The 22,515-nt window shown below is 45.5% G+C and carries 21 protein-coding genes and 1 riboswitch; all 21 genes read right to left on the bottom strand.

Annotated elements, in window-relative coordinates; all coding sequences use genetic code 11:
- Window positions 1-141: 141 nt before the first annotated feature.
- Window positions 142-227: riboswitch (cyclic di-GMP riboswitch) on the bottom strand.
- 148 nt (window positions 228-375) lie between these two features.
- A complete protein-coding gene (gene spoIIE / locus BLS49_RS19410; protein ID WP_091234757.1) occupies window positions 376-2,880 on the bottom strand; it encodes a stage II sporulation protein E in 2,505 nt (834 codons plus the stop codon).
- Window positions 2,881-3,287: 407 nt separating this feature from the next.
- Window positions 3,288-3,773, bottom strand: coding sequence for a S1 domain-containing RNA-binding protein (locus BLS49_RS19405; protein ID WP_091234754.1), 486 nt, complete (start codon window positions 3,771-3,773; stop codon window positions 3,288-3,290).
- A 112-nt stretch (window positions 3,774-3,885) separates the two neighbouring features.
- The gene (locus BLS49_RS19400; RefSeq protein WP_245742571.1) at window positions 3,886-4,218 is read right to left on the bottom strand and encodes an FtsB family cell division protein; all 333 of its coding nucleotides are present in this window, start codon (window positions 4,216-4,218) and stop codon (window positions 3,886-3,888) included.
- A 42-nt stretch (window positions 4,219-4,260) separates the two neighbouring features.
- A complete protein-coding gene (gene yabQ / locus BLS49_RS19395; protein WP_091234748.1) occupies window positions 4,261-4,839 on the bottom strand; it encodes a spore cortex biosynthesis protein YabQ in 579 nt (192 codons plus the stop codon).
- Window positions 4,836-5,117, bottom strand: a complete 282-nt coding sequence (gene yabP, locus BLS49_RS19390) for a sporulation protein YabP (protein ID WP_091234743.1) — start codon at window positions 5,115-5,117, stop codon at window positions 4,836-4,838. The genes yabQ and yabP overlap by 4 nt, the downstream gene beginning before the upstream one ends.
- A 572-nt stretch (window positions 5,118-5,689) precedes the next feature.
- The gene (locus tag BLS49_RS19385) at window positions 5,690-5,965 is read right to left on the bottom strand and encodes an RNA-binding S4 domain-containing protein (RefSeq protein WP_091234739.1); all 276 of its coding nucleotides are present in this window, start codon (window positions 5,963-5,965) and stop codon (window positions 5,690-5,692) included.
- The gene (locus BLS49_RS19380; protein ID WP_091234736.1) at window positions 5,965-6,237 is read right to left on the bottom strand and encodes an HU family DNA-binding protein; all 273 of its coding nucleotides are present in this window, start codon (window positions 6,235-6,237) and stop codon (window positions 5,965-5,967) included. The genes BLS49_RS19385 and BLS49_RS19380 overlap by 1 nt, the downstream gene beginning before the upstream one ends.
- A gap of 185 nt (window positions 6,238-6,422) precedes the next feature.
- Window positions 6,423-7,916: a bifunctional methyltransferase/pyrophosphohydrolase YabN gene (gene yabN / locus BLS49_RS19375; RefSeq protein ID WP_091234734.1), complete on the bottom strand. Its 1,494-nt coding sequence runs from the start codon at window positions 7,914-7,916 to the stop codon at window positions 6,423-6,425.
- Between the two features lie 108 nt (window positions 7,917-8,024).
- On the bottom strand, window positions 8,025-9,653 hold the full coding sequence (locus tag BLS49_RS19370; RefSeq protein ID WP_091234732.1) for a putative polysaccharide biosynthesis protein: 1,629 nt from the start codon (window positions 9,651-9,653) through the stop codon (window positions 8,025-8,027).
- Between the two features lie 245 nt (window positions 9,654-9,898).
- Window positions 9,899-10,441 (bottom strand): stage V sporulation protein T, encoded by a 543-nt coding sequence (spoVT, locus tag BLS49_RS19365; RefSeq protein ID WP_091234729.1) that lies wholly within the window; start codon window positions 10,439-10,441, stop codon window positions 9,899-9,901.
- Window positions 10,442-10,770: 329 nt separating this feature from the next.
- On the bottom strand, window positions 10,771-11,877 hold the full coding sequence (locus BLS49_RS19360; RefSeq protein ID WP_091234727.1) for a peptidylprolyl isomerase: 1,107 nt from the start codon (window positions 11,875-11,877) through the stop codon (window positions 10,771-10,773).
- A complete protein-coding gene (gene mfd, locus BLS49_RS19355) occupies window positions 11,864-15,394 on the bottom strand; it encodes a transcription-repair coupling factor (protein ID WP_091234725.1) in 3,531 nt (1,176 codons plus the stop codon). Before mfd ends, BLS49_RS19360 begins: the two co-directional genes overlap by 14 nt.
- 237 nt (window positions 15,395-15,631) lie before the next feature.
- Window positions 15,632-15,862 (bottom strand): anti-sigma-F factor Fin, encoded by a 231-nt coding sequence (gene fin / locus BLS49_RS19350; protein ID WP_091234722.1) that lies wholly within the window; start codon window positions 15,860-15,862, stop codon window positions 15,632-15,634.
- 101 nt (window positions 15,863-15,963) lie between these two features.
- Window positions 15,964-16,524 carry an aminoacyl-tRNA hydrolase gene (gene pth / locus BLS49_RS19345; RefSeq protein WP_091234719.1) on the bottom strand — a complete coding sequence of 187 codons (561 nt, stop codon included), beginning with the start codon at window positions 16,522-16,524 and terminating at the stop codon, window positions 15,964-15,966.
- A gap of 105 nt (window positions 16,525-16,629) precedes the next feature.
- Window positions 16,630-17,583, bottom strand: coding sequence for a ribose-phosphate diphosphokinase (locus tag BLS49_RS19340; protein WP_091234717.1), 954 nt, complete (start codon window positions 17,581-17,583; stop codon window positions 16,630-16,632).
- Between the two features lie 166 nt (window positions 17,584-17,749).
- On the bottom strand, window positions 17,750-19,153 hold the full coding sequence (glmU, locus tag BLS49_RS19335) for a bifunctional UDP-N-acetylglucosamine diphosphorylase/glucosamine-1-phosphate N-acetyltransferase GlmU (protein ID WP_091234714.1): 1,404 nt from the start codon (window positions 19,151-19,153) through the stop codon (window positions 17,750-17,752).
- Between the two features lie 122 nt (window positions 19,154-19,275).
- Window positions 19,276-19,560: a septation regulator SpoVG gene (spoVG, locus tag BLS49_RS19330; RefSeq protein WP_055105386.1), complete on the bottom strand. Its 285-nt coding sequence runs from the start codon at window positions 19,558-19,560 to the stop codon at window positions 19,276-19,278.
- Window positions 19,561-19,752: 192 nt separating this feature from the next.
- Entirely contained in the window at window positions 19,753-20,583 is an 831-nt protein-coding gene (gene purR / locus BLS49_RS19325; protein WP_091234708.1) for a pur operon repressor, read from the bottom strand.
- Window positions 20,584-20,671: 88 nt separating this feature from the next.
- The gene (ispE, locus tag BLS49_RS19320) at window positions 20,672-21,526 is read right to left on the bottom strand and encodes a 4-(cytidine 5'-diphospho)-2-C-methyl-D-erythritol kinase (RefSeq protein WP_091234703.1); all 855 of its coding nucleotides are present in this window, start codon (window positions 21,524-21,526) and stop codon (window positions 20,672-20,674) included.
- A 215-nt stretch (window positions 21,527-21,741) separates the two neighbouring features.
- A complete protein-coding gene (locus tag BLS49_RS19315) occupies window positions 21,742-21,921 on the bottom strand; it encodes an alpha/beta-type small acid-soluble spore protein (RefSeq protein WP_091234700.1) in 180 nt (59 codons plus the stop codon).
- 169 nt (window positions 21,922-22,090) lie between these two features.
- Window positions 22,091-22,366 (bottom strand): biofilm formation stimulator Veg, encoded by a 276-nt coding sequence (veg, locus tag BLS49_RS19310; RefSeq protein ID WP_091234696.1) that lies wholly within the window; start codon window positions 22,364-22,366, stop codon window positions 22,091-22,093.
- Between the last annotated feature and the right edge of the window lie 149 nt (window positions 22,367-22,515).

Here is a 22,515-nt window from a genome sequence, read left to right as displayed (position 1 = left end):
TAGTGTAAATAGCGTGCTTTTCCTACTGCATCTCTTGTACGGTCGTCATAGTCCCCCTTCCACAGCAGTACATTCCAATGCACAAACAGACAAAAAAAAGATAACCCAGTTTCAAAAAAAACCGCATAGGTTACCCTCTTCATGTGCAACTGGCTGACATTTCCTCTACGGAAGTAGTCCCTATAGCTTTGCGTCACTATTTTTCAATAGCTTTGCCGGAATGTATTAAATTTGACTGTTTTAAATTTCTGGAACTCATCAAGAAATAGGTAATGTTACAACGTTACTATCAATTTCCGCAATTAACCATGAAAAAATTACCATTTATTTGTCGTTTATGTGAACACTACCTCCTTATGTCATAGTCTTTATTGCCTAACTTACTGTTCTTGGTCGCTCCAGTCGGGAAATTCCCGGGATATGCAACGTAGACCACTGAGGCATTAAATGATCTATTTTAGCTACAACTACCGTCATATCATCATGGATCATATTTTTCTGATAACGAATAACAGATTCTAGTAGACAATCAGCGATTTCTTGAGGCTCTTCAGAATCGATTTCCTGAATCAGCCGTTTGATCCACAGCTCTTTATTCACAGCGTAGCCGGGAGCATCATAAATGCCGTCCGTCATCATAACTAACGTATCCCCTGGATATAGCTGAACTGTTACAAGATCTACTTCTATATCCTGAATGATGCCTATAGGGAGATTGCTTGCCGAAATCGGTATGACGTCATTTCCACGTTTGATAAAGCTCGGAGAGGAGCCGATTTTCATAAATGTAGTTCTGGCCGAATATTCGTCGATCAGGGCCATATCAACCGTCGCATATACTTCATCTGGTGACCTGAGCATCAGAATCGAATTAACCGATTTAATCGCCAGCGTCTCATCCATACCGGATTGCAGCAGTTGCTCTAAAATATTTAGTGCTGAGCTGCTCTCCAATCTTGCCCTTTCCCCATTTCCCATGCCATCGCTCAGCGCTACTGCGTAAGTTCCGTTGCCTAACTCCTTCGCACTGAAGCTATCGCCTGAGAGTAAATCCCCCCCTTTAGCTGTCCCGGCAACCCCTGTCGTAATCTCAAAAGTTTTAGCCGAACCAAATGTGACTGTTGCAAGTCCTTCTCTTCCTCTCCCTCCTGTCATTACTTCATTTATCACAGCTATATGCTCACCCACGATATCAGATAAGAGCGGGGCAATGATTTTACGGCATTCATCAAACCCCCGGGTGTAGGCATGGACGATCTCAATCTCAACATTGCCATGGTCCAGGCTAACAATGTCAATGTTATGAATGGAGAGCCCCATTTTCTCCAAAGCTTCGCGGATTTGCTCCTCCTGCTTATACATGGCTTGTCCCTCGCGTTGAATTTCTTTTGCCAGATCCTCCATCACCTGGGATACCCCAGACAATTGCTCAGCCACTAGCTGACGACTATCGTATATTTGCCGTTTCCAGTGCATATCATTTTGGTAGTGATCATATTCGCATTTCATCACATTCAGTACTTGATCCGTCTTCATGCAAAGCTTGCTCCATTTTGGCGGAAGATCTTCGTTATGAATCTCAGGGTTGTTTTCAATGGCAGTCATCATTTCGGTCATATATTTATAGGTTTGATAAAAGTTACCGTCCCAGCAGGTCTTGCGGCGGAAGCATGTTCGGCAAGCACCTTCAGTAACCGCATTCATAAAATGATCGACATCCTCGCCACGCTTCATCAATTCACCAGAGCTGGCCATCTGCCCGAAGCTGCGGGACAATTGCTTGAACACTTGCGAAAACTGGGATACTCTCCCCGCTGTTACTTCACGCATTCGTTTAGCGTATTCATGCTGGGTTTTGTTATGATCCTGCGTACCTGGTATATATTTCGAAATAGCACTAGTTATCGACTTTGGCGTTAAGAGAAAGAACAGAACAGCAATACAGCTCTCCCATGTAGAAGCCAGCACATCGGTAGGTCCAGTCAAATATATCGATAAAATAGACGACCCTAGCAGCATTCCAAACCCGACAGCCCATTTACGTCCTTCCCGCAGCATCCCTGCCAGCATCCCGGAAAAAGCAAGCAAGCTCATTTGATATAAAGCGCCTGTGTTGGCAAGACTAAGAATTAATCCTGTAACTACACCAACCGACGCACCAAGAGATGCACCTCCTACAAGAGCGAATAACAATATCAAATACCTTGTTAATATATGTTCAACGGATAAACCTGAAATTTCCCAACCGACCAGTCCTGTCATAACAGATGCTAGTAAAATAACCAAACATAGTATTTCTTCATTGCGTAGTTGATAGTTTCTTTTGCGATAGGTAAAAACAGGTACTGCCTGTATAAATACTAGCGTCAGCATAAAGCTTAAAACTGCATCCATCATCATGATTAGCATTGCGTACCAAGTTAAGGATGGCCCAATTACCGCTCCGAATAGCCCAACAAAAAACGTACTGGTGAACACCATAAGCGGAGCATATGAAATATCCGCCCGTTCAAAAGATTCCATGCCCTTATGAATCAAATAATAAATAAGCAGCTCTGCAGCAATGAATACTTCATGATGACCAGGGGCGAACATCGCTCCCAGAATCATAGTTGCCCCCGATAGGATCACGATATCACGACGCATAAACATCATTACCGCAAAAAAAGCAGCGCCAAAGGGAGACAACTCATCTAAAATCAGTGCTCTGCCTAGTAGGAAGCTCATGATGATAAACAGCCCATTCCACTTATTTACGTCAACCACCTGTCGAGCTTTACCAATCACCCCATGATTCATCAGGACACTCCAGTTAATTGCCCATTTCTTCCCCTTCCCGTTCTTCATCCCTGGAAACAGGGTGACGTTCCACTTCTCCATCACCAAGCACCACCTTTTCCGTTTTTGTGAGGTATGTCCCATTATAGGAGGGGTCAAGTGGAAAGTTTGTCATATACCGGAACCAAGCGCAAAAAATTTTCCGACAAATTGAGAGCGCTATACGAAACACCGCGAACGTAGGCCAAGCCTATGTCTACTCTTCCTTATACCTCTTTATGTTCGTAATAAGTTAACATTTTTTGTAAGCTAAATCACCGCAAATACAAGGTAAATTAACGTAGATACAGTAATAAACTGTCGGCTTACGAGGGGAGACGACAAAAATAGAAGGTGAAAGGGATGCAATTAAGAGGAATAACGAACAAGAAATGAGCAAGTTGGAGACAACAAAAAACCGTAGGCAATAATTATCGCCTACGGTGTGTTTGATTGATTATTTTGGGGGATTACATTCGTTTGGCACCGCGTCCACCGCGTTTGCCCTCCGTATTCTTCTTCAACGACGAGATACGTTCCTCACTGTCCTTGAGGAAACGCGACACCTTGTCTTCAAACGTAGCCTTGTTCGCCTGCGGTTTGAAGGAGCGCCCTCCTCGATCTCGGTTAAATCCACCGCCGCCAGGCCGGTCACCATCTCTACCGCCACTTGGACGATCAGGTCTTGGAGCACGAGGCGGTCTTGCTGCCTCTACCGGTTTGTCTACAGTTTGTTTGATGGATAGTCCGATCTTTCCGTCCTTATCGACATTGATTACCTTCACGGTAACTGCGTCGCCTATCTTCAGGTGATCGTTGACATCCTTAACATAATTGTCGGCGATCTCCGAGATGTGAACGAGACCCGTGACACCTCCTGACAGATCCACAAATGCTCCGAAATGCGTGATGCCTGTCACTTTACCCTCTAACTTGGTGCCCACTTCTATTGACATAAAATAAAATAATCCTCCCTTAAAAATATACAGTCAGGCCTCGAAATCTTGACTGCGGTGATTTGATTATACCGAATGACACAAATAAGGTCAACAGACGTATATCCTAATGTCAATCATTTTGGGAACCGGAATCAGATATCCGAACAGGAATCTCACCCGGCTTGTAAAGTCCGTATTTTTTCATAGCTATTTGACCGATATATTCAGGGTCCTTGAGTCGATCCAGTTCATATTTCAATTGGTTCAAGCTTTGTTCACTGGCTGACTTGGAGGCTTGGTACTGGTACATTTGCTCTGACTTGGCTCCGATTTCTCCCGCTTGAGCAAAATACGTATATCCCGCCCAACCTATGAATACAATCATGAAGCTCATCCACAGTCGAATTCTTCTACGTGCCCCTGCCGGTTTTACAGGAACTTGGCCAGTTTTGTTTGATCTCATTGTTCCTCCTTGCATAGGGCACCTCCAATCTATAATCCTTGCTTAATCTTTGAAGAGCCAGCGTGTCCAGCTTTTCCAAAGTTTAATCGTCTTATCCCGTATCCTAGCAAGCCTGTCCGGAATACGCAACTTCTTCACGATAGGTCTACTAACCCATACCACTAGCCTCCAAATAGGGGACAACGTAATTCTCCCCAGGAAAAGCAGCACAATCCATATCAGGCCAAGAAGCCATTTTACAAGTCTCAGTATCCATAGTAGCGGAGTAATTATAAATAGCTGAGTAATACGAACCATTACCCCGTAAAACCATTTTACTACTTTAATTAACATTACCATAAAACGTTCTGTAAGAACACTAAGGAACAAAAAATAAATCCATACGCCTATAAAAAGTCCTAAAAAAACATAAAATCTTAATTCCCCTTGGTTAACATGGTACAGTGCCCTGAACACAAATAGGGAGGCAGCCAGCCAGTACAATAGGTCAAAAATATGAATACTCCACCGTGGAAAACGAAATTGTCCCGATACGACCCGGTAGCTATCGAAAGCAATTCCGAGAATCCCCCCGCATGCAAACATCCATAGCAGGGTCAACCACTGCGTGTGCAGATTCATCGGAATAATTTACCCAAGAAGCCTTTACCTGATGGCTGTGAACCCGGATCTAAATAAGATAGAGAATTAACTTGACCTTCAATGCTGACAAGCCCCTGCTCCAAATTTAAATTTTTGATATGTAAATTTTGTCCGCGTATCGTTAGATGCCCCAATTCTGTCTGGAGCAAAAATTCCTCACTATCAAAGCTCTCCACATTTAGAACGCCTGTAATATCCAGCAGCTTGCGGTGCATCAAATGCAGTTCCTGACGTTTGCCTTTACTTTGTTCAATCATGGCATGTACCCCTCCTCTTACAAATAGACTATGGGGATATCGCCAGATTTAGAACAGGTTAGTTGCGATGTGAAGATATCATGATGCAGAGGTGATGGGATTGCTGGAGTTGCTCTAATTGTTGCAAATATGCAGGCTTTGGTGACCTAAATTCCCCAAATATGCTAAATTGCTGTAGATGTGCAGGCTTTTTCTAAGAATCCTCTTCAAAATAGCTATTCCAGGAAATATTCCTGCACTTTTGCAGGCTTTGATTCGCTTACATCGTTGTCCACTTGTAAAACTGCACATTTGCAGGTTTTCCCTGCTACTGTACTAATTGATACTCATGATGCTCTATACTTTACACTTCCATAATCCGCACTCTCACCCTTTTATTGCAGCAAAGTTCTGCATTTTGAATATATGAGAAAATCCCTACCAATGTAATTACTATAAGTATGGACCGCGTTTTTTCCAGAAATTAGTTTATAATGACAAAAAATTCAGCTTTTACTTAAAACTTTTTAATTCTTCAATCTAAAGAAGCGGCGCCCTTAGGCACCGCTTTTTTTGCAAACAGGTCAATTCTTCTACTCGAACAAGTTGTCCTTTGCAATAGATTCTTCTTTTACCAAGGTATACATGGTAGCAGCTTCTTCCTTGCGAGTCGTTTCAGCAAGACGTTCTACACGCACCGTCACCAGCTTTTGGCCGAATTGAACGGTGATTTCGTCACCCACCTTGACTGTACTGCTCGGCTTGGACTCGCGCCCGTTGATTAGAACACGCCCTTGTTCAGAGACATCCTTCGCCACCGTGCGCCGCTTAATTAACCGGGACACCTTCAGGTATTTATCAAGACGCATTATTTTACAGCTTCTTTAAGTTTGTTGCCCGCTTTGAACGCCGGAACGTTAGATGCCGGAATTTCAATCGTTTTACCGGTTTGTGGGTTACGGCCTGTACGACCGGAACGTTTGCGAGTTTCGAACGTGCCGAAGCCGATCAATTGTACTTTGTCGCCACCAGCAAGCGCATCTGTAATTTCGCCGAGGAAACCGTTCAATACAGCTTCAACGTCTTTTTTTGTCAAACCGCTTTTGCTGGAAATGTTGTTGACCAGATCTGTTTTGTTCATTAGTAATGCCTCCCAAAATAAAAGAAATAGAAGATTCTGCGGCAGTTCAAGGCATATTGCTTGTTTAAGCCGCGTTGATATCTTTGTATGAGTATTCTTTCTTAAAACTTAAAATCCTGCCCAGAGAAGAACTTTTTTTTGTTTTTTCGCAAAAAAGCCTGAATTTTAGGACTATTAACCAATTATTACCTTTCTTTCAGCTTTGCAGCGTCCCATAATTCATCCATTTCACGGAGTGTGCTCTCCTTAGGAGTCTTGCCCGCTTCATATAGCTTCTCCTCTACATAACTGAAGCGTCTTACAAATTTAGCAATAGTCAGAGACAAAGCCTCCTCCGGATCAACTCCGATATACCTTGCTGCATTTACTACAGAGAATAGTACATCGCCAAGCTCGAGAGTCTGTTCTTCCAAGGTGGCTCCTTCACCAACCGCTTCCTTCAGTTCAGCGATTTCTTCCGACAATTTATCCCATACCCCATCGATAGAATCCCAGTCGAAACCGACCTTGGCCGCTTTTTTCTGCAGCTTGTAAGCCTTCATAAGCGCAGGCAAATCACGCGGAACTCCACTAAGTGCAGACAGCTTCTCAGGCTGAATGCCTTTACGTCGCTTCTCTTCCGCCTTCATGGCATCCCAATTCTTGAGCGCGGCTTCTGCATCCTCCGCGCTAAGATCACCGAACACATGCGGATGACGATAGAGCAGCTTCTCATTCAGCTCCTGGATAACATCATAAGCCGTAAAAGTACCAAGCTCCTCTTCCATCTGTGAATGCAGCATGATTTGCAATAGGAGATCACCCAGCTCTTCCCGCATATGATCAGGATCATCGTCATCAATCGTCTCAAGCACCTCGTAGGTTTCCTCGATCAGATTTTTGCGGATAGATTGATGGGTCTGCTCCCGGTCCCAAGGACATCCATCAGGACTGCGAAGAATTGTCATAATCTCGTGGAGGCGCTGAAAGCTGCGTATGCGGAGCGAATCATCGCTGCTTGCCGGAACATACACTAAAGACAGGTTGCCATAACCCTGTACACGATCCAGTTCATAGAGTGGAACAGATACAATTTGTTCTAATCCATCAACCCCAAGGGCATGACCGACGATGACCTGATAATCATCAGGATAAATCTCCATCAGACTGAGCTTTACATCCGATGCGGTAAATTCATCGTATACCTGACCGATCAACGTATGTAGTCTAGGATCTAGCCGCTCACCTGTAATTTCTGAAGCATCCAGAAGCTTGAAGCCCTCAATGGGATCAAATCCCAATCGAACGAACGCTTCATCCAGAAAGCTTTCTCCACCGATCACATTCAGTTCAATGCCCTCAAGCGGACATCTTTCCCGCAGCAGCTTCACCGTAGCCTCAGCAACCATCGGATGACCGGGAACAGCATACAATATCTCATCCCCTTCAGCGACTGATCCTGCAACAGCGATAAGCCTCTCTACAATCTCCAAATACACTGAGGGAAAATCATCCCTGGACTCATAAACTTCATCAAATGACGAAAACGATACACCCGTCTCCTCAAGCCAAGTGACGACCGGATGGTCCTTAGTGCGTACATACCGTTGCTTCGCCCCCTGAAGCCGTTTCAGACTTCCCAAGGTCAATCGATCAGGATCTCCAGAGCCAAGTCCGACAACCGTTATCTTAGCGCTCATCTATGGGGTCACACTCCTTGCTTCGTTTCTAGAATCACCATTGCTATTCAATACTATAACACTTGTCGTGTCCATTTACGAAGTCCACCCGTTCCGCTCGCAAGCTGCCTAGCGCAGCAAATGCATCCGCCGAAGCGCCTTCAGCAGCTTCGGCCCAATGCGCGGCAGCGCGGCAAGCTCAGCCGCGCTAAGCAGGCGCGTCCGCAGCACAGCGGCCGCGAACACGGCTGCGCCAAGCAGCACGCCGAGCAGGCTCTCCAAGGCCGCTAGCAAGCGGCCGTGAGGCAGGACGGCGTCGGCGCCGAGGCGCAGCAGCAGGACGGCGGCCGACATGGCCAAGACGGCCGCCAAAGGGCGCAGCACGGCGTCCACTAGACGTGGACGCAGCTGCACCTGCCGCAAGAGCAGCGCTAGATTCAGCGCAGCTGCAGCGGTGTAAGCGGCGATGCCTGCGATCGCAGCGCCGGTAATGCCCAGCTGCGGCACGAGCAGCACGTTCAGTGCTGTCTTGATCGCCGCAGCAGCCAAAAGATTCAGCGCCGGTGCTCTAACGACGCCCAGGCCTTGCAGCAGCGCTGCAGTCACGGCTACAAGCGCGCTGGGCGCTGCCGTCCAAGCGATCCAGATCATCGTGTTCGTCCCGGTCCCATCTTCGTAGAGCATAATGTTAATTGGCTCTGCCAGAATGGCTAACCCAGTAGATGAGGCTAGCCCAATCAACCAAAACCATTTCAGCGCCAATCCAGACTGCTTGCGTATTCCTTCCCGGTCACCCCTCAAGTTCATCTCAGCCAATACGGGTATAAACAGCACAGACAGCGAAGAAGCAAGCATTGTAACTAACTGAACCAAAGGAATCCCGCGGTTATATACGCCAACCTCAATCATCGTCCCTAACTCGTCGCTCGACTCTGTAAGCAGCCGCGGCAAAGTAAACGTATCTACAAGACTGATAAGCGGGACTGCAAGAGCAGCGAGACAGACCGGAATCGCATAATACAACATTTCCCGAAGGAGAGAAAGCCCTTTGGTGTGATTCCCGGTCTGATTGGCAACAGCCCTGTATTCCCTTTTCGATGTTTTTTTATTGTACTTTCGCCAGTATAGCAACACTACAATAAGTCCTGCCGCACCGCCAGCTGCTGATCCAGCCAACGCCCCACCAGCCACTAATGATTCTGGTGCATCTATTCCGCTCAAATAAAGCAACAGAACGATCATGACCGTCACACGGACAGCCTGTTCGATCACCTGAGAAACAGCAGTCGGCATCATATCCTGCAAGCCTTGGAAATACCCCCGCAACGAAGCACTTAAGGGAATAAATAACAGTGCCGGAGCTGCGCTTCGCAATGCCAGAACGAGATGACTGCTGCCAATTAGCCGGGATATAAACGGGGCTCCAAAGTACATCGTCATACTTCCAGCTATGCCAAGCAAAGCCATAACACCCGTTGCTACGCGAAGAACCTCTCGCTTTTCAGCTTCTCCACCGAGAACATGTCGTTCAGCTACAAATTTGGAGACCACCGTTGGGAATCCAGCCGTAGCCAGCGTTATCAGAATCGTATAGAACGGGTAGACCGTATTGTATATGCCAAATACGCCATCTCCCCCGATATTTTGCAGCGGGATTTTTTGCAGTGTTCCGAGCAGCTTCGTAATGATTGCCGCTACACTAAGTACAGCCGCTCCCTTCAGCAGCCCTGATGATACGCCATCATTGGATGATTTCATAATGTACCTACTTTATGATTTGATAATGGTACCTGAGGGTACTTAACATCAGGTTCCATTATATGACGAAACATGCAGCTGCCGCTACGTCATCCAACAGGTTCATATGAAGCTTTTCCCTAATCCACCCACCCATAAACTTCTATTCAATTCACAACACAAACACACTCCCGCACAGATGAACGGCTTTACACCGTCCAGAAATGGTGGGAGTGTGCTGATGCAGCAATGATAAATCTCTGCGACTACTGTTCCATTTGTTTTCCTAAAAATCCAGCTGCTGTTTCTGCCATTTTCGATTCCAAATCTGACATTTTGACACCCTCATCCTTGTTCAAAAGAATCACTGTACCAATCGGATCCCCTCCGGAAATGATTGGTGCGATGACAAAGGAAGATATATTCTCTGGATGATCTTTATTGATTTCGTAGGTGCCTGTATTCGTCTCCACAATAATTTTACGTCCGTCCATACTGCTCTCCAGCAGCGAACTAATACGTTTGTCCAGGTACTCCTTCTTGGACGCCCCAGCTACCGCAATCATCGTATCCCGGTCAGAAATTAAAGTAATATGACCTGTGCTCTCATACAAGGATTCCGCGTATTCTTTGGCAAAATCACCCAACTCGCCAATTGGAGAATATTTTTTCAATATCACTTCGCCGTCGCGATCAACGAAAATTTCAAGTGGGTCACCTTCACGAATCCGCAAAGTCCGGCGAATTTCCTTCGGAATGACCACCCGGCCCAAATCATCAATACGACGTACAATTCCAGTAGCTTTCATGTCTCATGTTGCCCCGCTTTCTAAAGAAGTTATTGTGACTACTGCTAAACAAATGATCCAGTGATATGTTATTACAAAGCCTGCTGGTACAGGCTACTGGCATCCTAAGCCCGGTTGCGATTGCTGGCGGATGTACTTGTAAGGAATGGAGGGATTCGGTTCTTGTGATTCTGCCCATAGTATTTATCCCTTCAGAGTACCTTATGCATCTTATTTATCCGCGAACTCCAATTTTACCTAAAGATAAAAATGGGGATAAGAAAGCAGCGTGAACGCCTTCACGCTGCTTGAACATAAATCCTGATAAAATCCGTGTCCAGCGTTATGGTTTATTTACCGCTGGTATCACTTGTGCTGCTATCTCCGGATGGATTCGTAGTATCCGTAGTTCCGCTATTTGTTGTGCCATTGCCAGTTCCAGCATTTGTTCCATCTGTGCTTGTTTCTTCTTTTTTCTCAACTTTAGGCAATTCAATTTTTTTAATGATCTTCTTCTCCAAATCACCAGTCATAAACTCGTCCAGTTTTTGGGAAGCAACCGACATTTTGATGAGATCCTTTTCTTCGTTTGTCAGATCGGCGAAGGCTTTCTCTGTACGTGCTTCAACACGCATAATATGGTAACCGAAATCTGTCTTAACCGGGTCGCTGATCTTGTTCAGAGGCAAGGTCTTGGCTTGCTCCTTGAATTCAGTAACCCACTGGCTTATAGGTGTATTCTCATACAAGCCACCGGCTTCTCTATTGGCTTCACCGTCATCACTATTCTCTTTGGCAAGAGTCGCGAAGTCCTCACCCTTGTCCAATTTTGCCTTAATTTCATTCGCCAGCTTGAGCGCATCCTCTTGTGAGCGTGCTTTACCTTCTCTGTCTGTGAGGCCAATCAAAATATGACGAACCGAAGCTGTGATGTAATTTTCTTTGGTTGCTTCAAATTCTTTAGTAACATCTTCATCCGTTACAGTCGCTTTTTGACTCTCCATTACCGTATAAATACGAATCATGTAGTTCTTAAAATCAGCCTCATCAATTTTTTGTGTTTCCAGCATTTTCTTAACGGCTTCATCACCCATGGATTTCTTCATAGCGTCGAATTGCTCTTCGGCTTTTTTCTTGCCCTCAGTCTTCATGCTGTCATCTGCTTTAGCTTCAAGATATTCGTATGCGATTTCTTGTTTGATCAGATAGTCACGAAAATCGTCCATTTGCATGAACTGCTCCATTTGTGGCTGGAGCGCCAATACGATACGTTGCTCACGCTCAAACTCGTTTTCAGTAATCTCTCCACCATCGTAGGTCGCGATAACTTTACTGGTATCCTTGCTTGCAGATTTGCTGCTATCATTCTTACCGCACCCTGCCATCACAGAGAAAGACAGCACGGCCACAAGGGCGATTAGCAGAGTCTTCCAAGCACGCTTTTTACTTTGAAACATTTTGTAGTTCCCCTTTCGCTTTGAACGAATTCTTCATGGCTTCCAGAAATTTCTCCAGCAAGCTCATCAATTCCTTGTCGTCCATTCCCTTGGTTTTTATCCGAATCAGCACACCCGAACCTGATCCCTGGTTAAATTGTACATGTCTTCCGAACAGATTTCCAACTTCCGCAAGCTTAGCGGGAACAAGATCCTTCTCTCGGCCCTCATAAAACTTCACTGTAACTTCTTCATTACGCATGGAAATGGATTCTATTCCGTACTTCTTGCCATACAGCTTCACTCTTGCGACAGAGAGCAGGTTCTGAACAGCTTCCGGCAGTTCACCAAACCGGTCAAGCAGCTCGTCCTCTAATTCCACGACATCCTCGAAAGAAGCAGCAGAAGCTGTTTTTTTGTAAATCTCAATCTTCTGAATACTATCATAAATATAATCCGACGGTAAATAGGCATCGATGCCAAGGTCGATCGTCGTGCTCCATGTAGATTTGGCCGGATCTGTCTCTCCAAGCATAGTGACTTTGCGTTTTTGGATTTCTTCGGTCAGCATTTGCGAATACAAATCAAATCCGACTGACGCAATAAAGCCATGCTGCTCAGCTCCAAGCAAATTACCGGCTCCACGAATAGATAAATCCCGCATTGCAATCTTGAAGCCGGAGCCAAGCTCTGTAAATTCCTTTATCGATTGCAGCCGTTTTTCCGCTACTTCGGTAAGCGATTTGTCACGCTGATACGTAAAATATGCATACGCAATCCTATTGGAGCGACCCACTCGCCCACGTAATTGATAGAGCTGGGATAGTCCCATTTTGTCTGCATCATGAACAATTAGAGTGTTAACGTTAGGAATGTCGACGCCCGTCTCTATAATGCTCGTACTGACAAGCACGTCATACTCCCCATCCAGAAAATCAAGAATGGTCTTCTCCAGTTCCTGCTCTGACATTTGTCCGTGTCCTACACCAACGCGTGCATCCGGCACTAGCATGGATATTTGTGCAGCCATTTCCTGGATACCCTGCACTCGATTGTACAGATAATAGGTTTGTCCCCCCCGAGCCATTTCCCGTTCGACCGCTTCTCTAACAAGGGCCTGACTGTGTTCCACTACATAAGTTTGTACTGGAAAACGATTCTCTGGCGGAGTTTCAATCACTGAAAGGTCCCGTACACCGAGCATGGACATATGAAGCGTACGCGGTATTGGTGTGGCCGTCAAAGTCAAGACGTCTACATTCGTTTTGAGCTTTTTCAGCTTCTCTTTGTGAGTCACGCCAAAACGCTGCTCTTCATCAACGATTAACAGCCCCAAATCTTTAAATACTAGATCCTGTGACAGCAAACGATGAGTACCAATAACGATATCTACTGTTCCTTGGCGTATGCCTTTAATGGTCTCGTTCTGCTCTTTGCGGCTGCGGAACCTGCTTAAGCTCTGAATGTTAATCGGATACCCTGAGAAACGCTCACGGAATGTCTCGTAATGCTGCTGTGCAAGTATCGTTGTCGGTACAAGCACTGCAACCTGCTTACCTTCGATTGCCGATTTGAAAGCTGCGCGGATGGCTACCTCGGTTTTTCCATATCCAACGTCGCCGCACAAAAGACGATCCATCGGACGAGTCTGTTCCATATCCTTCTTGATTTCTTCAATCGCACGAACCTGGTCACGCGTTTCCTCATACGGAAACATATCTTCAAATTCCTGCTGCTCTGGTGTATCTTTCTCAAACGCGTAGCCTGGTGAAGTCTGACGCTCTGCGTACAGCTTAATCAGATCATCTGCAATATCCTCAACGGATGAGCGAACTTTATTTTTCACCCGTGTCCATTCATTGCCACCGAGTTTGTATACTTTAGGCTCTTTGTCCTCAGAACCAACGTATTTCTGTATAAGGTCAATCTGCTCAATCGGTACAGATAGCTTGTCGCCACCAGCATATAAAATATGCATGTAATCTTTGTGAATACCGCCTACCTCAAGGGTACCAATACCTAAATATTTACCGATCCCGTGATTCTGATGGACAACGTAGTCTCCTACCTTCAGCTCAGTATAGCTTTTAATCCGTTCTGCATTATCCATGCTTTTACCGAACTTGCGCGCTTTTCTACCCTTTTGTGAGAACATCTCGCCCTCTGTTATAACAACCAAATGTACAGAAGGAAGCTCAAACCCGGACTGCAGATTTCCTTGCACGAGCATCGGTTCATCAATACTGTAGTCCAGCAGCACCCGCCGCATGCGCTCCATGCGCTCTTCTCCGCTCGCAAGCATAACAACCTTGGCGCCGCTCTTCTTCCACCGATCCATTTCCGATTTCAGAAGGTTCATCTGTCCATGGAAATCCTGCATTGCTCTTGTCACAAAATTGATAATATTCTGTGGCTGAGTATGAGGCACTTGCCGCAAGAACAGCGATAAAAACAACGTCTGGAATGGTCTGTGATACAGCACACGTCCCCCTTCAGCAGCGAGAGGAAGCTCCGGCAGGCTCTTGCCGTTTTGCAATAAATGCAAATTCCATTCGGACTCATCGCGCTCAAGCTGTCTGGATGTCTCAAGTAGACGTGCTGGCTCTTCCAGTATAAGCAGCGTATCTTTTGGCATGTAATCATACAGCGTCTTGCTCTCTGGGTAAATCAGTGAAATATATTTATATATCTCCGGGAAATATACATGCTCACGCAGCAATTCAATTTCTCTGGAGACCTCTTCTTTCAACTTGATTTTAGCTTGGCGATCACTCATCTTCTCCAGTTGTGCTTCAAGACGCTCTACCGCATCCTGGGCAGCTTTGGTCAATCGCTCTCCAGATGCTATCAATTCTTTACAAGGCGTTACGAGAACGTTCTTGATTTGATCTACCGAGCGTTGATCAGCCGGGTCAAAGGTACGAATCGAATCAACCTCATCATCAAACAACTCTACTCGATAGGCCAATGCAGAGGTAAGCGGATAGAAATCAATGATTCCGCCGCGAATACTCATTTCTCCGCGCGATTCAACTCGTTCTACTCTCTCATACCCGAGCTCAATCATCTCATTCAGGAAATGATCAAGCTTTAGCGTACCTCCCAGCTCAATGCTTAGCCCAGCTCCAGCCATCACTTCCGGTGCAGGAATATATCTGCGCACACCAGAATAAGGCACTACAACAATACCCCTGAATCCTTGGGAGCATTGCAACAGCACCTCTATACGCTGTGCTAGCGTCTCTGGGCTAGATACAGCCGCTTCAGCCGCTACAAGCTCATTTGCCGGATACAATAACACGTCATCTGCTGATAGCGCTTCCTGCAAATCTTCATAAATTTTTTGAGCTGAAAACATATTATGCGTCACGACTAGCAACGGTTGATCGGTCTCTTTGTGCAATGCTGCAAGCATAACCTGTCTTGATGATCCCGATAAACCTGAAATCAACTGTTCCTTCATTCCAGCCTTAACTCCAGCAATCATGGAGTTAAAATCGGAATCTTGAGAAAACGCTTGAATAAGTGCTTGTAACAAGTAAGGCACCTCTCTTATTGCTTATTAATGCGAGTATAGCGATCTCTATATATTCTGCGCATATCACCATAAATCACAAATCATATACCTATTTTATACTAAAAAGTTATATTACGGAAAAAAATTAAAGCCAAGCGTTTAAGTCCATTGCAACATCAACCAAAAAAGAAGCCTCAGCAAACGTGCTAAGGCTCGATTAACCGTAGTTCGGTTGGATATCCTAACTTCCGCCGCATATTATTGCAGGGGATTCGAGAGAAGTGTCAGCTCCGGGTTATTCTCCAATGCCTCACTGCAATAATCGCAGGTTACCCGGACTGTCGTATCTCCATTCGAATCATACGCTATTATATCTCTCCGTTCATCGGGGGTCAAGAAATGGAAACCGAGCTGGGATTCTGATACATAAGGCGCTTCTATTCTACCAATAAACGTCCGGCAATGCCGGCAAACATAATTTATCGCCATCATATGCCTCCTGAAGTGTCTTTATACCTTCAGTATGCCCTGAATTCCTTTTTTTAGCCCTGCCTAATCGCAGGATTTAATGTTTCTTTATCTTCCTTCTCTTACCCGTTGAACTTCGCCATCGTCTGCTCAAAAGTATGCTCAAGGCTATATTCTAATGCATCGCATGCGGCTTCAATTGATTGCTGTAACATTGGCGATTCCTTCTTCGCAAAGCCTGACAGAACATAATCAACTACTGCAAAACCTGGTTCCGGACGGGATATCCCCATTCGAATCCGATTAAAAGTTTGCGTGCCCGTATGTTGGATGATCGACTTGATCCCGTTATGTCCGCCTGCACTGCCTTGATAACGTAGACGATTACGTCCAATCTCTGTATCCAGATCATCATATACGACAATCATATCTTCAAGAGATACCTTATAATAGTCCATAAAAGCGCGAACCGCTTCCCCTGATAAATTCATATATGTCATCGGCTTAATGAGTGCTACTTTTCCACCAGGAAGAACGCCTTCACCGATCAAAGCTTTGCACTTGCTTTGCTTGATCGCAATGCTATGTCTGCGAGCAAGCTCATCCAGTGCCATAAAGCCGATATTATGTCTTGTTTTCTCATACTTAGCCCCCGGATTACCAAGGCCAACAATCCATATCATTCTTCATATCCTCCATCCGTACCCATAACTGCTATCTCAAGAACTTCAGGGGTTGCCACTCCCATTTGGAAGGATGCAACCCCTGTGTACAGTAGGATTCGGTTTTTATTCAATCTCGAACAGTTTGCTGATGGACAGCTCTTCATGGACGCGAATAATCGCTTCACCCATTAATGGAGCAACAGATAATACCCTCAGCTTGCTGGTCGGGTTAGGATGTGTAATCGGAATAGTGTCCGTAACAATAACTTCCTTGAGCGGAGAGTTTTCAAGCCGTTCCATTGCCGGTCCAGATAATACGGGATGTGTACAGCAAGCATAAACTTCTTCAACGCCGCCCTCTTTAAGCGCGTTAGCTCCAAGAACAATCGTACCGGCAGTATCGATGATATCGTCGATCAGAATTGCCGTTTTGCCTTCAATGTTCCCGATAATGTTCATAACCTCACTGACGTTAGGCTCAGGACGACGCTTGTCGATAATTGCAAGCGGTGCGTTCAGGAAGTCAGCAAGCTTACGTGCTCTAACCACACCGCCATGGTCCGGAGATACAACAACCGGATTGACAATATGCTTGGAGCGGAAATATTGAGCCAGAATCGGTACACCCAGCATATGATCCACTGGAATATCGAAGAAGCCCTGAATTTGCATCGCATGGAGGTCCATCGTAATGACACGATGTGCCCCAGCCTTTTCGATCAAATTCGCTACCAATTTAGCCGTGATTGGGTCGCGTGAACGTGCCTTACGATCTTGACGAGCATAACCGTAATACGGAATAACGACATTGATGCTTTTTGCAGAAGCCCGCTTCAAGGCATCTACCATAACAAGGAGCTCCATTAGGTTGTCGTTAACTGGTGCGCAAGTAGATTGAACAATATACACATGGCAGCCGCGCACACTCTCGGACAGCTTGACTTGAATTTCGCCGTCACTGAAGCTCATCGTCTCCGAGTCTCCCATTGGAATGCCGATATAGTCAGCAATTTGATGGCCCAGTTTGGGATTGGAGTTGCAAGTGAAAATCTTCAGTTTAGAATCACAATACGTCATAAAGTTTATTACCCTCCGTGCTAGTAGATAGTTTTTGAGGTTATTATACAGGTTGTCCAAACTATCCCATCATTGAAATGGTCACTATTTCCTTAAAAAAATCCCGCCTATATACACCTGCAATACAAGTAAGTATAGGTTCCTACTGAACAAAATTGCATATATCCTATGATTCTTGTTCTTCTCTCTTCTTCTTGGCTATAGCCCGTGATCTGATCTTATCAGCGTATCCCGGTTTATTCTCTTGACGATTACGAGCAATTGCCAAATCGTTCTCCGGAACATTTTGAGTGATCGTCGAACCAGCGACTACATAAGCGCCTTTGCCAATCTTCACTGGTGCAATCAAATTGACGTTGCTGCCAACGAAGGCATCATCCTCAATTTCTGTAATGGATTTATTATACCCATCATAGTTAACTGTTATCGCACCGCAGCCAATGTTTACATTCTTGCCTACCTTCGCATCACCGATATAGCTAAGATGTGATACTTTGGAGCCATCGCCAAGAGAAGCATTCTTGATCTCGACGAAATCTCCTACCTTGACATGCTGACCTAGTTTTGCACCAGGACGCAAATAAGCGAAAGGCCCAACGGTAGCTTCGCTCCCTACTTCAGCTTTTGAGAGCACCGAATGTTTTACCTTTGCGCCGTCATGAATTTGACTATCTTCAATTTCTGTCGAAGGACCGATTATGCAAGCTTCTCCAATCACGGTTGCGCCAGAAATGAAGCAATTCGGGTAGATTACTGTATCTGCTCCTATTGTAACATCTGCATCAATATATGTGGAGTCTGGATCGATCACTGTTACCCCGCCCAGCATATGCTTACGAACGATACGCTCGCGCATAAAAGCTTCAGCCTCGGATAACGCTAATCGGTCATTTACCCCGATAGATTCTGCATAATCGTCTGTCATATAGCCTTCGACAACTTCGCCCTCTTGAACCAAAATACCAACGACATCTGTCAAATAATACTCTTGTTGTGCGTTGCTATTGGTCACTTTCTCCAGCGCCGCAAATAGCTTCGCATTATCAAAGCAATACGTACCCGTATTGATTTCCTGTACCGCATCCTCTTCTGGAGAGCAATCCTTCTGCTCAACAATGCGTACAACGGAACCATTCTCTGCCCGGATAATACGCCCGTAGCCTTTAGGGTTATCCATTGATGCTGTTAATACCGTAGCTGCTGCTCCCTTACGGGTATGAAGGTCAATGAGTGCATCCAGAGTTTCTTCTGTTACCAGAGGAGTATCTCCGCAAATGACAATCGTTGTTCCTTCCTCTTGGCCTAGTAACTGACCTGCTTGTTTGACGGCGTGACCGGTTCCCAGCTGCTGCTCCTGCAACACATATTCAGCAGACGTTCCTAGATAAGACTTGACTGCCTCGGCACCATGGCCAACGACCACAATACTACGCTCACACTCGACTTTCTTCACCGTGTCCAGAACATGTCCGACCATCGGTTTGCCACAAACGGGGTGAAGTACTTTATATAGTTTAGACTTCATGCGTTTCCCCTGACCTGCGGCTAGAACAATCGCAAATCTTTTCAAGGCCCCGGCCTCCCTCTCTTAAACTCCATACTGAATATATCTCATTTAGAACAAAAAGAAAAGAGAGCTATGTATCATAGCTCTCTTTTCTCGAACCCCAATTAATTACCCAAAACCGTGACTTAAGCCCCTTCTTCGATAACTTCCTCTTGTTCAGCAGCGCGCTCATATTCAGCCAATACTGCAGCTTGAATCTTCTCCCGCGTACCTGAAGAAATCGGATGAGCGATGTCCCGGAATTCCCCGTCAGGAGTACGCTTGCTTGGCATTGCCACAAACATACCATTGTTGCCGTCGATGACACGAATATCATGAACAACAAACTCGTTATCGATGGTAATGGATGCTATCGCCTTCATTCTGCCCTCAGAGCTGACTCGGCGGAGTCTTACGTCCGTAATTTGCATATGTGTTCACCACCTTTTTCCATCAGAGACTTGGTGTAATATTCCACATAGCTTACGGAAATCCTTTTTTTTTCGCGAACAAAATGACCTAAATTCAGGAATTTTTTTGAACGAATGGGCTTTTCGACATGTTTCGCTTAAACCTCCAACGGTTCTACAAATAATCGACAAAAAACTTTTGTTCTCGAAAATCTATTTTTGCGTAAAATAATTGCCTGGCTCAACTGAGATTTCTTTCCCTTTGGCATCAACTGCACGAAGTGTTGCGAGCGATATATAGTCCTGCAACAGGCGTTCTCCAGAATCAACCTCTCCAGATTCCACGAGAACTCCAACTCCTGCTACCTCAGCATTAAATTCAGAGAGTAAATCAACCATACCTTGAATGGTTCCGCCTGCTTTCATAAAGTCATCCACGATCAATACACGTGATTTCTCCTTAAGTGCCCGGCGTGACAAGGTCATCGTGTGCAGGCTCTTGTGCGAACCCGATACATAGTTGATGCTTACGGCCGAACCTTCTGTTACCTTATGGTCCCTGCGTACGAGAACAACCGGCAGGTTCAGTTCAGCACCAGTCGCATAAGCCAGCGGAATTCCTTTTGTCTCCACCGTCATAATACAGTCGATTTCCGTTTCCGCAAAAGCGGTTGCAAACATCTTGCCGGCTTCATTCATTAATGCAGGCTGACCCAGCAAGTCCGACATATAAAGATAACCGCCTGGAAGAATACGATCTGGCTGAGACAGCTTCTCACAAAGCTCATCTATAAATTGTGTGGCCTGCGCCTGACCCACTTTGGGAATATACTTTACACCCCCGGCAGCACCAGCCAGCGTCTGCAACTCACCTGTCCCCTCATCTTCAAACACTTCCTTGATAATGGCCAGGTCTTCGCTGATCGAAGATTTGGCAGCCCCATAACGCGAAGCAAAAGTGGTAAGAGGAATCAAATGGTGCGGGCGTGATAATAAATATTGGGTCATTTCTACTAAACGAGCACTTCTCTTCAGTTTCTTCACCAAGTATCACCCGCTAAATCCGAATATTTTAATGAAAATATACCACTTTTGTACGCCTTTGTCCAAACTTATGGTGTGACCTGCCAAATCATGTTAGCAAGCGAACCGCATATACTTCCTTACAGAATCCCCGTAACCCGTTATATATCCGTGATACTTTGGATTCTCTGGATACAAGCCCAAATACAGTAGGGCCACTTCCAGACATCAGAACACCATCAGCGCCGAGCCTCAGCATGGTATCCTTAAGATGGGCGACCTCCGGATGCATATGCAGTGTAACTTCCTCCAACACGTTGCCTAGCTCCCCGCAAACCATAGCAAAGTCGCCTTTCTCAATCGCCTCCTGCATTCGAATTGCCGAAGGATGATGAGCGATCCGGTCGCTGCGTAATTTTCCATACACCTCAGCCGTAGACACATTTATTGGCAGCTTGGCGAGAACTACCCAACATTGCGGCGGATTAGCTAGAGGAATTAACTTTTCTCCCCGTCCAATAGCAAGCGCGGTACCTCCGGTTACACAAAAAGGAACATCCGATCCAAGCTCGGCCCCAAGCTCCTTTAACTCGCCATCGGAAATGCCCAGTTCCCATAGTCGATTTAATCCTCTAAGCGTAGCAGCAGCGTCACTACTGCCACCAGCAAGTCCTGCTGCAACAGGAATTTTCTTATCCAGGTGAATATGTACCCCACTGCGCACATGATACCTGTCCTTAATTAACCTGGCTGCCTGAAACGCTAAATTTTTCTCATCAAGCGGAATGTATCCGGCCTGGCTAGATATAATAATCGTATCCCGCGGAAGAGCGCTCATTTCCAAGCGATCGGCAAGATCAACCATCGTCATAATCATCTCAACTTCATGGTATCCATCAGGACGTTTATGTAAGACGTCAAGCATCAAATTGATTTTAGCCGGTGCTTTTTCGTATATTTTCAAAGCCTTCCCACCCTTAAAGTTCCGTAGATTCAATCCGTGAATATTCTAACTTGATTATAAAAAAAACTAGGACCTTCGTCTATGTACGGAAGACATTAAGAAAGTGGAATACAATTCCGATCAGTTTCCGCTCCCTATATTTTACTGCATCCCGGCACAAAAACAAATAAGCTTCCCTGTTAGGGGAAGCTTATTATACAGTATATCATTCACATTCAGGGCTGTTTGGACGCAGCTCGTTCAGCGAGCTGTATGGCCCGTTTCACCATATTGCCGGCATCCTTTGCTTTGATTCCACCCCAGCCTTCTTGCTCGACTGTATCATAGAACCCTAGATCCTTGGCGAGTTCAACCTTCAAATCCTCTGACATCACACTGCGGCGTCTGCGTGACATAGCCAATCCTCCCTATGAAGTAATGGATACAACAACACCCGTAGTATGTGATGTCTGAACGATTTTGATACCCTGCCAAAGATGTCCACTGTACACGTACGTTATAATTAAATATAAAAACAGGCCCCGCGAGTAAACGCGGTGGCCATTTTGCAGCAATTCATGATGTTCACGGTTTAATATACGAAGCCCTCATCTCATCGTTGTCGCCACAAATCATGACTTCAACAGATTCGGTAAGTATATCGGCATAACTGTATGACACACGCTTAAAGGTCTGTTGTTCTTCATCCAACTTCACGATAAAGACCGAAGGATAAGTTTCCTCCAATACACCAGTACGTTCGACGGTCTTTCGGCGACCTCCGTTAGCGCGCAGTGTAATCTTCTGTCCAACATGAGCGTCGAGACTGTTCTTAATTTCTGACAGCGTATTTTTAGCCATTGCCTGTGACCACCTTCTTTCTTTGTCCATTATACATGAACGGCAGTCACTTGTCAAATCAAAACAAATAATTATATCAGCAGTAAAAAACTGTTGTCAACGATTTTTTTTGAAAAACACTTTGTAAGCTTATTTTCTAAATTTCATAG

The sequence above is a fragment of the Fontibacillus panacisegetis genome (assembly GCF_900102215.1).
Taxonomy (GTDB): Bacteria; Bacillota; Bacilli; order Paenibacillales; family Paenibacillaceae; genus Fontibacillus; species Fontibacillus panacisegetis.
This window is presented reverse-complemented; position numbering and strand designations above follow the sequence as displayed.